This window comes from [Pantoea] beijingensis (genome assembly GCF_022647505.1).
GTDB classification, from domain to species: Bacteria; Pseudomonadota; Gammaproteobacteria; order Enterobacterales; family Enterobacteriaceae; genus Erwinia; species Erwinia beijingensis.
Window position 1 is genome coordinate 2,601,861 of sequence record NZ_CP071409.1, and the last position, 18,915, is coordinate 2,620,775.

The 18,915-nt window shown below is 53.7% G+C and carries 15 protein-coding genes; 7 read left to right on the forward strand and 8 right to left on the reverse strand.

The genetic code is table 11. From position 1 onward, the window contains the following. The first annotated feature begins 24 nt into the window (after positions 1-24). Positions 25-2,301 carry a mechanosensitive channel protein gene (gene ybiO / locus J1C60_RS11760; RefSeq protein ID WP_128177811.1) on the forward strand — a complete coding sequence of 759 codons (2,277 nt, stop codon included), beginning with the start codon at positions 25-27 and terminating at the stop codon, positions 2,299-2,301. Between the two features lie 15 nt (positions 2,302-2,316). On the opposite strand, the gene rlmF is transcribed toward ybiO, so the two are convergent. Beyond that, positions 2,317-3,255 (reverse strand): 23S rRNA (adenine(1618)-N(6))-methyltransferase RlmF, encoded by a 939-nt coding sequence (gene rlmF, locus J1C60_RS11765; RefSeq protein ID WP_128177813.1) that lies wholly within the window; start codon positions 3,253-3,255, stop codon positions 2,317-2,319. Positions 3,256-3,448: 193 nt separating this feature from the next. Between rlmF and J1C60_RS11770 the strand changes: the two genes are divergently transcribed. Then, positions 3,449-4,078: a flavin reductase family protein gene (locus tag J1C60_RS11770; protein WP_128177815.1), complete on the forward strand. Its 630-nt coding sequence runs from the start codon at positions 3,449-3,451 to the stop codon at positions 4,076-4,078. Positions 4,079-4,123: 45 nt separating this feature from the next. Here J1C60_RS11770 and hutG read toward each other — a convergent pair whose 3' ends face one another. Both hutG and hutI read right to left on the reverse strand, forming a co-directional pair. Further along, the gene (hutG, locus tag J1C60_RS11775) at positions 4,124-4,921 is read right to left on the reverse strand and encodes an N-formylglutamate deformylase (protein WP_128177817.1); all 798 of its coding nucleotides are present in this window, start codon (positions 4,919-4,921) and stop codon (positions 4,124-4,126) included. Then, positions 4,918-6,135 carry an imidazolonepropionase gene (gene hutI / locus J1C60_RS11780; RefSeq protein ID WP_128177819.1) on the reverse strand — a complete coding sequence of 406 codons (1,218 nt, stop codon included), beginning with the start codon at positions 6,133-6,135 and terminating at the stop codon, positions 4,918-4,920. The genes hutG and hutI overlap by 4 nt, the downstream gene beginning before the upstream one ends. 97 nt (positions 6,136-6,232) lie before the next feature. On the opposite strand from hutI, the gene J1C60_RS11785 reads away from it, so the two are divergent. Next, positions 6,233-7,588, forward strand: a complete 1,356-nt coding sequence (locus J1C60_RS11785; RefSeq protein ID WP_128177821.1) for a formimidoylglutamate deiminase — start codon at positions 6,233-6,235, stop codon at positions 7,586-7,588. After that, positions 7,585-8,172, forward strand: coding sequence for a HutD family protein (locus tag J1C60_RS11790; protein ID WP_128177823.1), 588 nt, complete (start codon positions 7,585-7,587; stop codon positions 8,170-8,172). The genes J1C60_RS11785 and J1C60_RS11790 overlap by 4 nt, the downstream gene beginning before the upstream one ends. Here the strand turns inward: J1C60_RS11790 and hutC are convergent. Continuing rightward, positions 8,156-8,911, reverse strand: a complete 756-nt coding sequence (hutC, locus tag J1C60_RS11795; RefSeq protein ID WP_128177825.1) for a histidine utilization repressor — start codon at positions 8,909-8,911, stop codon at positions 8,156-8,158. The genes J1C60_RS11790 and hutC overlap by 17 nt on opposite strands. A 410-nt stretch (positions 8,912-9,321) precedes the next feature. Here hutC and hutH point away from each other — a divergent pair, with 410 nt between their 5' ends. The 3 genes from hutH to J1C60_RS11810 all read left to right on the forward strand — a co-directional run bounded on the left by hutH (position 9,322) and on the right by J1C60_RS11810 (position 14,103). Further along, positions 9,322-10,863: a histidine ammonia-lyase gene (hutH, locus tag J1C60_RS11800; protein ID WP_128177827.1), complete on the forward strand. Its 1,542-nt coding sequence runs from the start codon at positions 9,322-9,324 to the stop codon at positions 10,861-10,863. Between the two features lie 27 nt (positions 10,864-10,890). Beyond that, on the forward strand, positions 10,891-12,576 hold the full coding sequence (gene hutU, locus J1C60_RS11805) for a urocanate hydratase (RefSeq protein ID WP_128177829.1): 1,686 nt from the start codon (positions 10,891-10,893) through the stop codon (positions 12,574-12,576). A 366-nt stretch (positions 12,577-12,942) separates the two neighbouring features. Continuing rightward, on the forward strand, positions 12,943-14,103 hold the full coding sequence (locus J1C60_RS11810) for a M20 aminoacylase family protein (RefSeq protein WP_128177831.1): 1,161 nt from the start codon (positions 12,943-12,945) through the stop codon (positions 14,101-14,103). Between the two features lie 82 nt (positions 14,104-14,185). On the opposite strand, the gene ybiB is transcribed toward J1C60_RS11810, so the two are convergent. From ybiB to J1C60_RS11830, 4 genes are all read right to left on the reverse strand, one after another. After that, on the reverse strand, positions 14,186-15,160 hold the full coding sequence (gene ybiB, locus J1C60_RS11815; RefSeq protein ID WP_128177833.1) for a DNA-binding protein YbiB: 975 nt from the start codon (positions 15,158-15,160) through the stop codon (positions 14,186-14,188). Positions 15,161-15,220: 60 nt separating this feature from the next. After that, entirely contained in the window at positions 15,221-17,374 is a 2,154-nt protein-coding gene (gene dinG / locus J1C60_RS11820; protein ID WP_128177835.1) for an ATP-dependent DNA helicase DinG, read from the reverse strand. Between the two features lie 437 nt (positions 17,375-17,811). Beyond that, entirely contained in the window at positions 17,812-18,330 is a 519-nt protein-coding gene (locus tag J1C60_RS11825) for a GNAT family N-acetyltransferase (protein ID WP_128177837.1), read from the reverse strand. Beyond that, entirely contained in the window at positions 18,327-18,887 is a 561-nt protein-coding gene (locus J1C60_RS11830; RefSeq protein WP_128177839.1) for a helix-turn-helix domain-containing protein, read from the reverse strand. The genes J1C60_RS11825 and J1C60_RS11830 overlap by 4 nt, the downstream gene beginning before the upstream one ends. Positions 18,888-18,915: the final 28 nt, after the last annotated feature.

Consider the following 18,915-nt stretch of genomic DNA (forward strand, 5'->3'; position numbering starts at 1 on the left):
TTTGCGCCACAAAAGGAGAATGGGATGTTAGTTCCTCACCCGCTACGGCGTAACATCACGCAAGGGCTACTGGTTTTACTTTTTCTCTGCGGATTCACGTGGCAGGCCCAGGCTGTCACGCTACCAGCGGCTGCGGCTGCGGCCCAGCAAAGTCAGGCGAAAAACGATGCCTCCAGCGAAAGTGAACCCAGTGTAGAGGATAAAAAAGCCGCCTATGCAGCACTCGCCAATATCCTGCAAAATACCCAATCACGGCAGGAGCTAATTGAACAGTTACGGCATGCCGCGGCCAGCCCCTCAGAAGACGCCACACCGGTCCTCACCCCACCCAGTGCAGAACCGGAAGAAAAAACGGTATTGCAAAGCTTGACCGATCTGAGCCGGCATTACGGCGGAGCCTTCGCTTCACAGTTTGAAAAGCTACACCGCAATATTACCACCGCGCCGCATAAAGCCTTTAATCAAAAAACCTTTCTCAATGCGCTGACTCACTTTGTCATGCTGGCCGCTGCGCTCTTCGCCTTTTACTGGCTCATTTGCTGGATGGCGACACCAATTTACCGCCGAATGGGGAATTGGGGACGCCACAAAAACCGCGACCGGACCAGTTGGCTTCATCTACCGGCAATGATTATCAGTGCATTTATTATCGACCTTTTGCTGCTGGCGGTCGCGCTGTTTGCAGGCCAGATTATGAGCGATCACCTGAATGCAGGCAGCCGGACTATTGCTTATCAGCAAGGTCTGTTTCTGAATGCTTTTGCCCTCATTGAATTTTTTAAAGCAGTACTGCGTCTGATTTTCTGCCCGCGCTACCCTGATCTACGTCCGTTTCATATTGCCGACAATCGTGCCATTTACTGGCAAACACGCCTTAGCTGGCTTAGCGGGCTCATTGGCTATGGTTTACTGGTTATCGTACCCATCGTTTCAAATCAGGTGAACGTACAGGCAGGAGCACTGGTTAACATCATTATTATGGGATTAATTACACTGTGGGCGCTCTACCTTATCTTCCATAACCGCCGCAGTATACGCCAGGAACTGGTGGCGCTGGCCGATCGCTCCATGGCCTTTTTCGCCCTATTCATTCGCGCGTTCTCACTGGTCTGGCACTGGCTGGCAAGCGCCTATTTTATTGCGCTGTTTTTCTTCTCCATGTTTAACCCCGGCGATAGCCTGAAATTCATGATGGCCGCCTCGGTACGTAGCCTGGCGATTATTGGCATCGGTGCACTCGTCTCCGGCATTCTGACACGCTGGATTGCCAAAACCATTATTTTGTCCCCCGAATTACGGCGTAACTATCCCGAATTGCAAAAGCGGGTGAATGCCTGGATTTCAGGGTTGCTGAAGCTTGCACGTATTTTAACGGTATTTGCCGTAACACTACTGCTGCTGAACGCATGGAACCTGTTCGATCTCTGGCACTGGTTGACGGTGGGTGCGGGTGAAAAACTGGTCGACATTCTGATCCGTATCCTGATGATCCTGCTGTTCTCTGCAGTAGGCTGGACATTGCTGGCCAGCCTGATTGAGAGCCGCCTTGCCTCCGACTCTCACGGCCGCCCGATGCCCAGCGCCCGAACTCGCACGCTACTGACGCTGTTCCGTAACGCGCTGGCGGTAATTATCAGTACGATTACCATTATGATTCTGCTGTCAGAAATCGGCGTCAATATCGCGCCGCTTCTGGCAGGCGCAGGCGCACTGGGTCTGGCGGTCTCTTTTGGTTCACAAACGCTGGTGAAAGATATTATTACCGGCATTTTTATCCAGTTTGAAAACGGAATGAATACGGGCGATCTGGTCACTATCGGCGCAATTACCGGCACCGTAGAACGCATGTCGATTCGGTCAGTTGGCGTACGCCAGGATACCGGGGCTTACCATATTATTCCCTGGTCCTCGATCACTACCTTCGCCAATTTTGTCCGTGGCATTGGCTCGTTTGTTGCCAATTACGACGTCGATCGCCACGAAGAGAGCAATAAGGTGAATAGGGTACTACAGGAAGCGGTACAGGAACTGATGGAGGATGAAGAGATCCGTGCAATGGTCATCGGCGAACCAGCCTTTGCAGGGCTGGTAGGGCTAACGGATTATGCGTTCACCGTCCGCGTCTCTTTTACCACTCAGCCACTGAAGCAGTGGACCGTGCGCTTTGCGCTGGATGATAAGGTGAAAAAGCATTTTGATGCCGCGGGCATCAACGCGCCTCATCAAACGGTGCAGGTAATGCAAACCGGGCATGATGTCAGTGGTGCAGCCAGCGTTCAGCACTTACCCGCACCACAATAATCTTTACTACTGCCTTCAGCGGTTAAGGTTAGCCAGCATGCGGCTTCTGGCCGTTTTATCCAGGAAACTCCAGGCGATAAAACGGCTCTGCTTTTGGCCCTGCGCCATCTCTACGATCCGCACCTGCGCAACCTCCGCCTCTTCCAGCAGTCGCCGCAGTTCTGGCAAATGCTCTTTGCGCGAAACCAGTGAGGTAAACCAGACGCACTGACGTGAAAACTCAGCGCTCTCAGCAATCATCTTGCCGATAAACGCACGTTCACCGCCTTCACACCAGAGTTCATCCTGCTGACCGCCAAAATTGAGTGGTGCGCGGGTATCCAGCCCAAGATTGCGCAATTTACGCTGTGAGCCCTGACGTGCGTCGCTGGCTGAAGCATGAAACGGGGGATTACACATCGTCGCGCTGTAACTTTCATTTTTATGGATAACACCGTGGAATATGGCCCCGTTATCTTTCTGACGACGTAGGCGTATGCCCCGCGCCAGACCGGGATTGGCCGCAATAATGGCATTCGCGGCGCGCATCGCCTGCTCGTTAACTTCAGAACCGGTAAAGCGCCAGCCATATTCACGATGTCCAATCAGTGGATAAATACAGTTTGCGCCGCAGCCGATATCCAGCACATTACTGTTCTTCGGCACCACCGACTGGTGATCTTCCGCCAGTAAATCAGCCAGATGATGAATATAATCAGCGCGTCCTGGAATGGGCGGACAGAGGAACCCGTCAGGTATCATCCAGTGTTCAATTTGATAAAAATGATGTAACAGCGCCTGATTTAATACTTTCACCGCCTCCGCATCGGCAAAATTCACCGACTCATCGCCATACTGATTTATCTGCACGTAAGGCACCAGAGGGGGATGGCTGAGTTTTAATGCTGTGAAATCGTAACGCCCGCGGTGGCGATTACGCGGGTGCAGAACAGTTTTTTCGGCGGGTTTGATCATCGGCTTCTCTCCAGGTCGTCGGCGCGTAAGATACGCGTTGTAACGAAACCCGTAAACATCTACAGCAGTTTTTACTTACCTGGGCAGGCGAAGATAGCTTTAATCTCAACGTACGGATATGTGGTTCAGACGCACAGTCATGTGCAGAATCCAGGCGATAATCGTCACCATTTTTCAATGAGAAGGGAGTATTATGAGCCGTCAGCGTTACACCTATCAACCCAGGCTGGGACATGGCCTACCGCACGATCCTCTCAACGCAATTATTGGGCCACGGCCTATCGGCTGGATCAGCTCGGTGAGCCAGGACGGCCAACGTAATCTCGCGCCTTACAGTTTTTTTAACTGCTTTAACTATCAACCACCCATTATTGGTTTTGCCAGCGGCGGCTGGAAAGACAGCGTTAAGAACATCAGCGAAACGGGCGAATTTGTCTGGAACCTGGTGACACGCTCACTGGCCGTTCCGATGAATGAAAGCTCGGCTACGGTACCGCCAGATCAAGATGAGTTTCAGTTGGCTGCCCTGACGCCGGCTCCTGCCAGCTATATCAATGGCTTTATGGTGGCAGAAAGTCCGGTTAACTTTGAATGTAAGCTTTCACAGTGCATTCAGTTGCAGTCTGCCGATGGCGAGAAAATCCCAAGCTGGCTGGTACTGGGTGAAGTGGTCGCGATCCATATCGATAGCGACCTGCTGGAGAAGGGTGTTTATCAGACAGCAAAAGCCGGGCCAGTTTTACGCGGTGGCGGCCCGACGGCTTACTACGCTATCAGTGACGACCTGCGGTTTGATTTAGTCCGCCCGGACGCACTGTCTTAGCCGTCAACGAGCAGTGGCGACGCCGGTCCCCCGGATGCAATATCGTTATCCACCAGAGCGGCTCCCCTGCTCAAGCAGTGTTCCCACCAGTTGCTTCAGCAGCGGCTGCAATTCCCTGGCTTTATCCTCACGCCAGCCAAACGGCGGCCGTTCATCCATATAATTGCACTGCGCCAGTTCCAGCTGCACAGCATGCTGGTTCTCTGCCGGTTTGCCGTAGGCTCGGGTGATGTAGCCGCCTTTAAAACGCCCATTCATCACCCAACTAAAACGCGACTGTGCACCACAGCAGCGGCGCAGGCTTTCGGTGATCGCCGGACTACAGCTCTCACCGCTGTTCGTACCCAGATTAAGATCGGGCAAACGCCCCTCAAATAAACGGGGGATCGCTGAAGCAATAGAGTGGGCATCAAACAGTAAGGCATAGCCAAACTGCTGCTTAATCCGCTGTAACTCCTGCCGGATTTTATCGTGATAAGGCGTCCAGATAGTATGCAGGTAGCCCTGCCGCTGGGCATCCGTGGGCGTCATCCCCGGTTTAAACGTCGGCGAGCCGTCAAACAACGTCTCTGGAAAAAGCCCGGTGGTGGCCGTGGTATACAGTGGCTGATTATCCGAAGGCCGATTCAGATCAATAACAAACCGCGAATAGTTTGCTGACACCACGCTGGCCCCTATCTCCCGCGCAAAATCATAGAGCTGAGGAATATGCCAGTCAGTATCACACAGCCCTGCGGCTGCTTCGCTCAGGCCCGCCTCAACCTCCGGCGTTAGCGCCAGGCCCGCGTGGGGAATACTGATAAGTAATGGCAGCGTACCCGTTGAAAATTCATAAGGCTTCATTGCGCTTCTCCTCGATAAATAACCTGGCAAGGCAGCTGTCCACCCAACCAGTAAACCAATTCCGCCGGACGGGCCAACGGCCAGTGTACAAAGTTTGCTACTTTGCCTACCTCCAGCGATCCATGGCTGTCGGCTAGCCCCAGAGCCTGAGCGCCATATAACGTTACGCCTGCCAGGGCCTCCTCCGGCGTGAAGCGAAACAATGTACAGGCCATGTTCAGCATCAAACGCAAAGAGAGCGCGGGTGATGTACCGGGGTTGGCGTCGCTCGCCAGCGCCATGGGAACACGATACTGACGAAACAGATCTATTGGCGGAAGCTGCGTTTCCCGCAGCAGGTAAAATGCCCCCGGGAGCAGTACCGCGACAGTGCCATGCTCCGCCATCGCCTGCACATCACGTTCACTCGCGTACTCAAGATGATCGGCCGAAAGCGCGTTAAACTGTGCCGCCAGCGTACTGCCACCGAGCGAGGAGAGCTGCTCTGCATGCAGTTTAACCGGTAAATCCAGCTGTTTGGCGCGGGCAAAGACACGGGCTACCTGTTGCGGTGAGAAGGCCAGATGCTCACAAAATGCATCGACTGCATCAGCGAGGTTTTCACGTTTTACCCGTGGCAACAGCTGCTCACAAATAAGATCAATCCAGCCATCGGGATTATCGGCAAACTCAGGCGGAACGGCATGTGCGGCCAGGCAGGTTGACAGCACATCGGCAGGGATCTGTTGTGCCAGTTGGCGAATCGCCATCATCATGCGGACTTCACTCGCTTCATCCAGACCATAGCCCGATTTAATCTCCAGCGTAGTGACACCCTCCGCCAGCAGGCAGTCAATGCGCCAGCGTGCGCTACTGACCAGTTCGTCCAGTGAGGCGTCCCGCGTGGCTCGCACCGTAGAAATTATACCGCCGCCCTGCGCGGCGATCTCTGCATAGCTGACGCCGTTCAACCGCTGCTCAAATTCATGGCTGCGATCGCCACCAAAAACCAGATGCGTATGGCAGTCAATAAAGCCCGGCATAATAATGCCGCCCGCAAAATCGGTCTGATTATCCGCCTGGATATCGCCAGCCTCAGCACGTGGGCCAATCCAGACGATGACGCCATCCTTTACCGCAATCGCGCCATCTGTAATCGGGTTATATTGCCCGTCACGCATCGTAATGAGATCGGCCCCGTACCACACACTGTCACAACGTAATTCACCTGCCATCTGCTGTTCCCGTCCATCGATCCTGTCTTTCGAGCCATTTACAGTATCGGATAAAGTATGTATATGTATATACAACCACATAGCCTGAGGATCAACCATGTCGAGTTATTTTGCGCCGCGAGCGCTACTGGCGGATGGCTGGAAACATGCGGTACGTATAGAGGTAGATGCACAGGGTTTTATCAGCGCAGTAACCCCTGACAGCTCCTCAGCCAACGCTGTTCCGTTATCTGGCCCGGTACTTCCCGCCATCGCTAATTTACACTCACATGCATTTCAGCGTGCCATGGCAGGGTTTGCTGAGATCGCCGGCGATCCGCAGGACAGTTTCTGGACATGGCGTGATGTTATGTACCGCATGGTTCAACGGCTTTCACCGGAACACGTCGGCCACATCGCGCACTATCTGTATATCGACATGCTGAAAGGCGGCTATACGCAAGTCGCAGAGTTTCACTATTTACATCATCAGATCAACGGTCAGCCCTATGCGCAGGACCACATGCTGCAACAATTGATTACTGCGGCAGAAGGCGCGGGGATCGGACAGACGCTGCTGCCGGTGCTGTACTGTCATGCCGGATTTGGCGCACAGCCGCCGCAGGATGGGCAAAAACGCTTTATTCAGAACACGGAAAGCTATCTGCGCCAGCAGGAAAATCTCCGTAAAGCGTTGGTTAACAAACCGCTGCACAATCAGGGGCTGTGCTTTCACTCGCTGCGGGCCGTAACGGAACAGCAGATGAAAGAGGTGCTACATGCCTCTTCGTCCACCTTACCCGTCCATATCCATATTGCCGAACAGGTAAAGGAAGTGAACGACTCCCTCGCCTGGAGCGGTGAACGCCCGGTGAACTGGTTACTGGATCGCTTTGATGTTAATGAGCGCTGGTGCCTGATCCATGCCACCCATCTTGATGAAGGCGAAATCGCCCGCCTTGCCGCCAGCCGTTCAGTCGCTGGCCTTTGCCCGACAACCGAAGCTAACCTCGGTGACGGTATTTTCCCTGCCACGGACTATATTGCCCTGGGCGGACGCTGGGGAATCGGCTCCGATAGCCACGTGTCGCTGGATGTGGTTGAAGAACTCCGCTGGCTGGAGTATGGCCAGCGCCTGCGCGATCGCCGCCGCAATCGTATCGTCAGCGTAGATCAACCTTCCGTCGGGGACGGACTTTACCGTCAGGCGGCCGCAGGCGGCGCTCAGGCATGCGGCGTAAAAACCGGATCGCTTGCCGTGGGGCAGCGTGCTGACTGGCTGGTGCTGACAAATGACGCCTGGCTGGGAAGCTGCGATGACCGCGCGCTGCTTAACCGCTGGCTGTTCGCTGGTCAGCGTTCGCAGATCCATGATGTCTGGGTGGCAGGCAAACAGGTGATTAACGCGGGTCAGCATGCGCAGCAGGAAGAGAGCGCAGCGCGCTTTCGGGATGTCATGAGGGCTGTGCAATGATGCATTTTTACGACACCCAAACTCTGCCAGTGAGCCCTTGGCGCAATGGCGGCGGTGAAACGCGTGAGATTATTAGTTTTCCACCGCATGCGACGGTATTTGACTGGCGCGCCAGCATTGCGACAATTGCCAGGCGTGGTGACTTTTCTCTTTTTCCTGGCGTTGATCGGGTGATTACATTACTGGAGGGCGAAGGCGTCGAACTCTATGCCGCCGGAGAAATAATTCAAGCTTTACGGCTTAATCAGCCCTTCGCTTTCGCCGGTGAAACGCCGATCTTCAGTAAGTTATCGGGTGAAAAAAGTCTGGATTTCAATGTCATGACGCGCCGCGATAGCACCACTGCACGCGTTTTTACCACGTCCGCCGCACAACAGTGCCAGGCCGGCGTTTTTTGGATCATTACGGGTGAATGGCAGGTGGGTGAAAAACGCCTGACGCGCGGCGAAGGGGCCTGGTGGTATCAGGGAGGCGAACCGGTGCATCCCATGACCGCAGATGCTCTGATGTTATTTGCGCAAATTGAGACGATTGAAAACGCCGTTCCCCCTTCCCGCGGCAGAGTCGTTAACCGTGCCCTTTAAACTTTCCTAATAGCTTATAACGTGATCCCGGATAAAGCAGTTTCGCATAGGTCACCACTTTCGAATCGCTCCAGGTCTGTCGACGTATCAGCAGGCAGGGTTCATGTTCATCCAACAGCAGATGTTTGCGCTGACGTGTATCCGGCAGTACCGCTTCCACAACATGCTCACCCGCCGTCAGCGGCGCGACCTGAATCAGATAGGCATAGGGTGTCTGACTGTTGTAATCCTGATACAGGTAATCCGGTGCCATCAACGGATTAACCAAACGATCTTCCAGTTGCACGGGAACGTCATTTTCAAAATGAATAATTAGCGAATGGAAAAGGGGTTGTCCGGTAGATAAACCGAGTATTGCCGCCTGTTCAGGGTCAGCTTTCATTTCGGTCAACGACAGGATTTTGCAACTATGGGAATGTCCCCGCTGAGCGATCTCTTCAGCAATATTGTGCACTTCCAGCATCGCCGTATAACCTTTCATCTCAGCAACAAACGTTCCCACGCCCTGCATACGAATCAAATAGCCTTCACTGGTAAGCTCACGCAGCGCGCGGTTTATCGTCATGCGGCTTACGCCCAGTTCGTTAACCAGCTCACTCTCGGAAGGGACACGCTGATTGACCTTCCAGACGCCTTCAGCAATCTGGCTTATAATCGCCTGCTTCACGCGCTGGTAAATCGGCGCAGGCTGATCGCTCATAGCAGCAGCAAGTTGCGTGAGGGCCGTCTGCTCAACCATCAATAATATCCTTCATAAAAATAGTTGCCTCAGTTTACGGGTTGGTCACGGAAATGTATATACATCTGAACCCGCCCATCGCACAAACGGCGTGCACCTTGTTCTGCCGGGCTCCAGCATAATCCAACCGCCGTCAGTGATCCCTCTCACAGCGCCGTGCCAGCAACATAACGTTTTGTGATCGGGTTGGCACACCCAACGTTGGTTGTATAGACAAGAATATACACTTATGTTTCACTCAATATCATCATCACAACGCTGCGGCGACGCAAATGAAAGGCCATTTCCCCCGCCCGTAGCATCATGGATGAGCAAATGACTTCCCCCCGCTGCCACTGTTTGCAGCGGAATCAACCTGGCTCACCGGCAGGTTTCTCTTTTCGCTGAACTTGTATAGACAGGAGTATACTATGCCGCTCAATACGCATGAATGTCGTTTACTACCGGGCGCGGTTGATCTCACGATGCTCAAAGCCATTTACCATGGCGGCGTAACCCTGACATTGGATAATAGTGCCAGAGACGAGGTGATAAAGGCGCACAAAACGGTTGAGGCCATCGTCAGTACAGGCACCGTCACCTACGGCATCAATACTGGCTTTGGCAAACTGGCACAAACGTCTATTCCCGGCGAACGTCTGGCGGAACTGCAGCGTAACCTCGTACTGTCCCACAGTGTAGGCCTGGGAGAACTCCTGCCCGACGACGTAGTACGTTTAGTGATGGCGGCGAAAGTGATCAGTCTGTCACGCGGTCATTCCGGCGTGCGTATGGAATTGATCGACGCGCTCATCACGTTGTTTAATGCGGGCGTTATGCCCTGCATTCCGGAAAAGGGGTCAGTGGGTGCCTCCGGCGATTTAGCGCCGTTGGCGCACCTGTCGCTAATGCTGATCGGCGAAGGCGAGGTTCGCATAGCGGGTCAGCGCATCAGCGCGGTTGAAGGGCTAAAACAAGCCGGACTGACTCCCTTTGTGTTGGGACCGAAAGAAGGCCTTGCACTGCTTAACGGAACCCAGGTGTCGACCGCGCTGGCACTACGCGGCTTATTTGAAGCGGAAAAAGTTTTTGCGGCAGGTTTGGTGGCTGGTGCGCTTTCGCTGGAGGCGATTAAAGGCTCCGTTAAGCCTTTAGATAGCCGTATTCACCAGGCTCGGGGGCAGTCAGGACAAATCGCGGTTGCCGCTGCGGTCGCCGCGCTGCTGGAGGGCAGTGAAATTCTGGCCTCTCATACTCACTGTGGCCGCGTTCAGGACCCCTATTCTATTCGCTGCGTGCCTCAGGTCATGGGCGCTTGCCTTGATAACCTCAGCCATGCCGCTCGCGTGCTGCAAATTGAAGCTAATGCCGCTTCGGATAACCCACTCGTATTTGCGGAGAGCGGCGATGTCATTTCAGGGGGGAATTTTCACGCAGAACCCGTCGCCTTTGCCGCTGATATTATCGCGTTGGCCATCGCGGAAATTGGCGCGATTTCTGAGCGTCGCCTGGCACTGCTGCTCGACAGTGGCCTGTCGGGACTTCCGCCATTCCTGGTCAACGATGGTGGCGTCAACTCCGGCTTTATGATTGCTCAGGTTACCGCCGCCGCACTGGCTTCCGAAAATAAATCGCTGGCACATCCAGGCAGCGTCGACAGTTTGCCCACTTCTGCCAATCAGGAAGATCACGTTTCTATGGCCACTTATGCCGCACGTCGCCTGGGGGCGATGTGTTTCAACACCGCTGCCGTCGTGGGTATTGAAGCCATGGCTGCTGCACAAGGTATTGATTTCCATCGTCCGCTGCAAAGCTCACCCGTGATTGAAAATGAAATGGCGCGCCTGCGTGAACGCGTTGCCTTCCTCGACAAAGACCGCTTGCTGGCACCGGACATTGAGCAAATGCGCCTGTGGGCCTGCAGTGATAACTGGCCGCGCCACATTACCTCCCTGTTACCCAGCGCCCGTTGAGCCGACCGTTTGGAAAAGGAAAAGAGAATGAGTGAATCCGTAAGCAAAGCCGTTGCCCGTGAGATCCGAGCGCCACGTGGCGGTGAACTGCACTGCGAAAACTGGCTGATCGAAGCCGCTTTCCGCATGATCCAAAATAACCTCGATCCTGATGTGGCAGAAAGACCGGAGGACCTGGTGGTGTACGGCGGTATTGGCAAGGCAGCTCGTAACTGGGCGTGTTTTGAAGAGATTCTGCGCTCTCTGCGCGCGCTTAAAGCTGAAGAGACGCTGCTTGTCCAGTCCGGCAAACCGGTTGGTATATTTCGTACCCACGCCGATGCGCCTCGCGTACTGATTGCTAACTCAAATCTGGTACCCCACTGGGCCAACTGGGACCATTTTCACGAACTGGATAAAGCGGGCCTGATGATGTACGGACAGATGACCGCGGGTTCGTGGATCTATATTGGTGCGCAAGGCATTGTCCAGGGAACCTATGAAACTTTTGCCGAAGCGGGCCGCCAGCATTTTAATAGCGACCTGAGTGGCAAATGGATTCTTACCGCAGGATTAGGCGGCATGGGCGGCGCGCAACCGCTGGCAGGCGTACTGGCGGGCGCGTCTGTGCTGGCGGTAGAGTGCCAGGAATCTCGCATTGATTTTCGCCTGCGCACCCGTTATCTCGATTACAAGGCTTATAGTATTGATGACGCGCTGCAGATGATCGATGACGCCAACCGCGAGAAACGTGCTATCTCCGTTGGCTTACTCGGCAATGCTGCAGAGATCCTGCCTGAATTAGTGAAGCGGGCGAAAGCCGGCGGCATGAAACCGAATATCGTGACGGATCAAACTTCCGCCCACGACCCGATTAACGGTTATCTGCCGATTGGCTGGAGCCTTGATCGCTGGAACGACGAGCGCATCACCAATCCAAAAGCAGTAGAAAAAGCCGCCCGTGCCTCAATGGCCGTGCATGTTCAGGCCATGCTCGACTTCTGCCATATGGACATTCCCACGGTGGATTATGGTAATAACATTCGTCAGGTGGCGCTGGATGAAGGGATAGAAAATGCCTTTGATTTCCCGGGCTTCGTCCCGGCCTACATTCGGCCACTGTTCTGTGAAGGCAAAGGGCCATTCCGCTGGGTCGCCCTGTCCGGCGATCCTGAGGATATCTATAAAACCGATGCCAAACTGAAAGCGCTATTTCCTGAGAATAAAAATTTGCTGCGCTGGCTGGATATGGCACAGGAGCGTATTGCATTCCAGGGGTTGCCTGCTCGTATCTGTTGGCTCGGCCTGGGCGAACGTCATCTTGCGGGGCTGGCATTTAACGAAATGGTCCGCAACGGCGAGCTAAAAGCGCCCGTGGTCATCGGTCGTGATCACCTTGACTGCGGTTCCGTTGCCTCTCCTAACCGTGAAACGGAAGCCATGAAAGATGGCTCTGATGCTGTTTCTGACTGGCCATTACTTAATGCGCTGTTGAATACCGCTGGCGGCGCCACTTGGGTTAGCCTGCATCATGGCGGGGGGGTGGGCATGGGCTTCTCGCAACATGCGGGCGTGGTCATTGTCTGCGACGGAACCAAAGAAGCCGATGCCCGTCTGGAACGTGTGCTGTGGAATGACCCCGCCACTGGCGTAATGCGCCACGCTGACGCGGGCTACGATATTGCCCAACGTTGTGCGGAAAAACATCAACTGAATTTACCGATGGAGAAGTAACCTTTCCGGCCGGGCTAACCCGGCCTTCTCTTTATATTCTCTCGCATGCTCCGCCGCCTCCTTTTCTGCCGTAATACCGCGTACACCCCGCATTGTTTAAGATAAATCGTAAGGTAATTGTGATTTTTTTAACGATAGATATACGCTAAATAATGCGAGCCGCCGGAAACACCTATGTTGGGTGCCGGAGGAGAGTCCCTGGACTCCCCCAGATAAGTCACAGGGAAAAGCGAGAGCGCCTGCGCATCGACAACCTGATGTATAACGGTATGGACGCCACGCTACCGTTGCATCTAAAGTGAAACCGTATCGTTTGCGCACTGCTGCGCAATGGATGAGCAGCCCCCAATGGAGAACAGACACGCTATGACCATTCCCCTTACGCTGATTGAAGACGCGATTGGCTGGCGACGCCAGCTTCATGCGCAACCGGAGTTGGGTTATCAGGAAGTGCACACATCACGAATGGTCGCCGAACAGCTACGTCGTTTTGGTCTGCAGGTTCATGTCGGACTGGCAGGAACTGGGGTTGTCGGGACGCTCGAGAACGGACCCGGACCGATCATTGGGCTGCGGGCGGATATGGATGCCCTACCGATTACCGAACTGGGCGAGCCGATACATAAATCCACAACTCCGGGCGTAATGCACGCCTGTGGTCACGATGGTCACACCGCTATTCTACTGGCAACGGCGCAACGGCTAAGTGAAACCCGTCGCTTTAAGGGAACGGTACATTTTGTTTTTCAGCCCGCCGAAGAGAACCTTGGCGGCGCGCGTAAAATGGTCGAAGAAGGCCTGTTCACGCTGTTTCCTATGGATGAAATTTATGGGTTACATAACTGGCCGGGGCTGCCGGTAGGACATGTTGCCGTGAATAGCGGCGCGATGATGGCTTCACTGGACGCCTTCGAAATTACGCTGAACGGAAAAAGCTGCCATGCGGCCATGCCTGAAAACGGGGCCGACCCTGTCGTGACCGCGGCTGAGCTTATTCTGGCACTACAAACCATCCCTTCGCGTCGCTTATCACCGCTGGCCTCTGCTGTGGTGAGCATCACGCAAATTAACGGTGGAGAAGCGATAAATGTTATTCCCGAGCAGGTTACGCTGCGCGGGACTGTCCGCTGCTTGCAAGATGAAGTCCGCAGTAAAGTACGAACGTTGATTGATGATTTTGTGGCAACGCTACCGGTACCGTTTGGCGTGGAAGGATCGATTGTCTGGTATCCGGGGTATCCGGTCACGGCCAATCATCTCCAGCCTGCTCTTAACGTCCGTGATGCGGCATCAGGTATTTACGCTGCCGAGAATGTTCACTGGGAAGTCAATCCCTCAATGGCTTCCGAAGATTTCGCCTGCATGCTGGAAGCCTGTGCCGGCGCCTATTTCTGGATCGGTGCTGATGGCACGACGCCATCACAACCGCTGCATAACGCCCACTATGACTTCAATGATGCGCTGATCGAACAGGGAATTAAAATCTGGTGCCAACTTATTGAGCAGCGAATGCCGGTAAGCCAGTAAAATAGCGACGTATTAGTCATATTGACTCAACGGGTTTTGCCTGTCTGACCGGCGGGCAGAAGCCATTTTCACCCGCCGATTTTCAGAATCCGGCCTGTTCAATAATGGCCAGTCCCGCCTCAATATTTGCAGCCTCTGCGGCTGCAACCAGGCAGCAGGCCACTTGCAGACGCAATGATTGCGGCACCGCAATGTCTTTATTTATCACACGCTGTATCCAGGTGGCGGTAACATCTGCGTCTTTCGATACAGGCAATGCATCATCAATCGTATTTTCTTCCTGGCGCGGCAGTAAAACCAGGGGTTCCACATCGTTCCCAGGGATCAGATTTATCGCAGGACAGCGCTGCGGATTGGCATAAACCTCACCTTCTGTTCCATTCAGCAGCAGCGCAGGAGCCCCGATAGCGCTAAAAAAGGCGCCAACGCGGGCCACATACTCCGGATGAGAGACACTGGAAAGACGCAGCGCAGCCGCTTCTTCAAACGGTGTGGCCAGTTTGGCCAAGGTATGCGCGCTATTCCGCACGCCCATCCGCCAGCGCAGCGAGAGCTGCTTCGCCAGCGGCGGACAGAGCGTTTCTATCGAGATAAATACTGGCCTGCCCGCATTGAGATGCTGTTGAGCTTGTTGGGCATCGTTCGCAGGCATTATGCCCAACGCGGCAAATACCGTCTCACTGGTTATACGCGTTGGATCGTCGCTGACGCCATGTACCACAACCGGAAACCCCAGCGCCGATAAGAGTAACGCCAGCAATGGCGTCAGGTTCGCCTGCTTACGCGCCCCATTGTAGCTGGGAATAACGATCGGCTTTAGCTTCGAAGGAGGCGGAGTCAGGCGCATCATCTGCTGCTGCATCGCCTGATAAAACCCGAGCATTTCAGCCTCGCCTTCACCTTTAATACGCAGTGCAACCAGGATACCGCCGAGCTCAAGATCCGGGACGTCGCCCAGTAACATCTGCTGATAAAGCATACGTGCCGTGTCAATATCAACGTCTCTGGCGTGATTTTTCCCACGCCCAATCTCTTTAATAATTTTAGTGTAATCCATCGCTCTATTCGTCTCCCCGTTCTGATGCATTGCCAGCAGACATGGTTGCCACAGCCCGCGCTAACGTCGCCGCGTTGGCTTTTTCACGCCGCTATCGTGGTTCACCTGCGGCGGTTTTCCCTCCGGCATCGGAGGCTGTTCAATGGGAAATACCGGTAATGCGGCCAACAGGCGTGGCCCATAACCTTTGCTGATAAGACGACGATCGTAAATCACGATTTCACCAAAACATTCGTGACTTCGGATCAACCGTCCCACCTGCTGAATGAGATTAAACGAAGCGCTGGGTAAACTTTGCACCTCGAACGGATAGCGGTTCAGACTTTTCAACCATTCGCCTTCCGTCAAAATTACCGGACTGTCCACCGGTGGGAAAGCGATTTTATGGATATGCACCTGAGACAGAAGATCGCCTTTCAGATCTAATCCTTCGGCAAAGGATTGTAACCCAACCAGAATGCTGGTCTGCCCTTGCTGAACACGTTTACGGTGCAACTCTACCAGCCGGGATCGCGGCTTATCCCCCTGTACCAGCATAGACAGACGTAAATCCGTCACGTGCGTAAGGAATTGCTGCATTGCCCGACCGCTGGCAAACAGCACCAGAATACCTTTGTGCGTATCACCAGCAATTTGCTGACGGAAAAAATGCGCCATCTCCGCCAGATGCGCCGCTTCGTTCGCCATCATAGGCTCGTAGCGCATTTGCGGGATGATCAGCTTACCCTGTTCCTGATGGTTAAAGGGAGAGTCCAGCGCAACAAAACGATCGCCGATTTTTTCATTAAGGCCCGACATCTCCTGCAGGCGGTTAAAACTATTCAGTGAGCGTAAGGTTGCTGAGGTCACTACCACATGTGGCACCTTGCGCCACAGCAGTTTTTCCAACTGATCGCTCACGCGAATACCCGCGCAGTGCAGCGAAAGATGCACATTGCCGTCGCGTAACTCGCGCGTCACCCACTTGGAAACAGGCGCACCTGAGGCCTTTTCCATGGCGGCCAGGCGCCATAATTTGGTTACAGACTCAAACCAGCCAAAAGCGCGGTTCATTTGCAACAGCGTGCGATGCAGGCGTACCACATCATACTGGCCTGTCTTCTCACTGAGATCGTTAAGTAGCGCTTCCGCAAGCCCGCGCAATGCATCGCTTAGCTTAAATAACCGCGCACAAATCGTCAGTACCTCTTCCGGCAATACCCCCATTTCAAACCGGAATTCCCCCGCACGGTTATCGTGCGGCAAATAGTGGGCAAAAATCTGTGATAACAGCTGTAGCTGCTCACGCAGCTCTTCACAATGGCCTTTTAGCCTGTCAACATTCGCCAGCGATGGCGGTGATTTGGGGCGAAATTGCGCCATGCACTGTTCCACCAGCCGCACAAAGAGGTCAAGCTGAATGCTGGTCCAGCCCGGCGTGATCTCGCCGCTCATCTCCAACGCATCGCGGGCTACATCAGGCAGGTGGTGTCCTTCATCCAGTACCAGTAACAGATTTTTAGGCGGAGGTAATACCGATTCTGTCTCCAGCGCCGCCATCACCAGCGCATGGTTGGCAACCACCACATCGGCGTTTTCAATCTCCCGTCGGGCCACAAAGAAAGGGCATTCCCGAAACCAGTGGCAATTACGCCCCAGGCAGTTGGCTTTGTCAGTGCTTAAACGCTGCCAGAGCGAATCGTCTATCGCTTCATCACTGTGGTCACGCAGACCATCCCATTGATAGCGATCGAGTGATTTTTGCAGCGTAACGCAAATAGCGCGTTCGTCTTTGCTGGCAGTGAATGCATCATCGAGGAACAGCAGCAAATCTCCTTGCCGATCCGGATCGGTGCCCAATGCGGAGAGATTGCGCGGGCAGACATAGCGCCCACGCCCAAATGCGGCGGTAAATTTTAGATCGGGAATAATTTTCTTTAACAGCGGCAAATCTTTACTAAATATTTGATCCTGAAGAGCAACATTAGCCGTACTCACCACCAGCGGCTTTTCCTCTGCACGACTAATAGCAATACCGGGAATCAGATATGCCAATGTTTTTCCTACGCCAGTAGGAGCCTCAATGGCCAGATGTCGTGCATCGCCTCCGGCCAGCGTTTTTGCGACTTCAGCAATCATCTGACGCTGGGGAGCTCGGGGGATAAAATCAGGGACCTGCTGCTGCAGTGCTTTATACCACTGACCAATTTGCGCTTTAATTGTGGAGGTTAGCATTTATCTTATGTTTTGTTTTATATCAACGGGTTGCTAATTTATGAGTCTATATTGCGCGCAACGAATAATCACAAAACACCGCATTGCACTACCGAAAATACAGAATGGGTAACAGCTTAACGGCAGCAGTTTACCATACATTGAATAGCGTCTCCCAAATCGATAGCGCAGCAGCAGGGTGTTACCAAAGTCAGAAACGATATATCGTTTATTAGAACCGCGATCATTGGCTTTAAACCACATGACGCGACAAAGCCTGACCTTAGTGAGACGAAAAACAGCATTATGCTGTGGTGGTCGGTATCATCGGCCTTACACAAATTGCCCCTGCCATGCCGAAAATAACCGGACTGCTGACACCAATCTCCGGATAAAGCTTGTTTACCCCGCGTCCTGCCGTTATCGGCGTGATATCACCTCTGAACGCGAATGCGCGCTTATTTTATCCATTTATACATAATCGTTGTCGCATCAAGCACGCCCTCTGTTGAACGTGCGTAACCCGGGATCTGCCCTGCCACTATCCAGCCGAGCGATACATATAATTTTTCAGCGATATCGCCGCTGCGCGTATCTAACACCAGCAAGGTTTTACCTGCTTCAAGGGCGATTATTTCAGCTTTTTTCATTAACTGATATGCAACGCCTTGACGTCGGATATCTGGGTTAACCAGCAGTTTTGCAATTTCAGCACGATGCGTACCATTCGGCATCATCCCGATCGCAACAGTGACCGTGCCAATAATTTTCCCCTGCTTTCGCGCAACCAGAAGTTGTTTTTCGCCACTGGCGATATCGGCGATCACTCCCTGCCAAAAACGCCTCATAGAGGCCAAATCAGCCGCATCAGTAAAACCTACGCTGGCACCTTCTGCAACGCAGTTAGCTAAAACCTGACACAGTGATGCTTGCTCCCGCTGAGCTTGCTCATGGTTTAATCGTTGGTATTCAATCATCGGCATACCACCAAGACATAACGTGCAGCCGCGTTCGGTGCATAGAAACAAGACTGTCCATAAAGGTGAAAACGCAGGCAATCCCCGACCGCCAGCCGCCAGTGTCGATCATTCATGGTAATCTCCAACTCGCCTTCAAGCAGCCAGATATGCTGCTCAAGCCCAGCCACAGAGGGTACATCGTACTCAATACGCGCGCCCGCACGTAAGCGGCCTTCTACAATTTCTGCACGAAACGCTGCGGCTGGCGGGGAGAGTCCGCGACGTTCAAAACCCGTGTTAATGTCAATCCAAACCGGCTGCTGAGCCGGTGGTAAATGGTGTGGCGCATCGTCTTCAACCTCACTCAGCAAACGGGACATTGTCAACCCGTAGGCGGCACAAAGTTTATTGAGCAATGACGCTGTAGGACTGGTTTCGGCGCGTTCAATACGCGACAGCGAAGCACGGCTAATACCGGCGATCGTCGATAGTGTTTCAAGTGACCAACCCTGCGCCACTCTCAACTCTGATAAACGTAATGCCAGCCGCTGTTCAGTCTCAGTGAGTTGCGCCATAAAATCTCATTAACGGGAACTTTTCTCA